1 protein-coding gene is annotated in these 212 nt (G+C 43.9%); it reads left to right on the top strand.

Annotated features, from left to right (window positions below; all coding sequences use genetic code 11):
• A partial coding sequence (locus tag SCA31_RS25955; RefSeq protein ID WP_410699814.1) for a hypothetical protein occupies positions 1-212 on the top strand: 212 nt, incomplete at both ends.

Below are 212 nucleotides of genomic sequence, written 5' to 3'. Positions count from 1 at the left end.
CCCTTTGGAAACTCCATGCTCGCCTACTTTGAGAAGTATCCAGAAAAGAAAACCGAACTGGAAAACAAGTATGGAACCGTGGACTTAAGGGTTTCCTCTCAGGATATTGGAGGAGATGAAGGAGACAACAGAAAACTTCTATTTTTCCCGATGCTCAAGGATGGAAAGGTAACGGCCGTAATAGCGGGAGTGATTAATGCAGAAAGAGACTA

It is taken from the genome of Chryseobacterium sp. SIMBA_028 (assembly GCF_046535285.1).
GTDB lineage: Bacteria > Bacteroidota > Bacteroidia > Flavobacteriales > Weeksellaceae > Chryseobacterium.
Note: the sequence above shows the minus strand (reverse complement) of the source record. Positions and strands in the feature narration are given on the sequence as shown.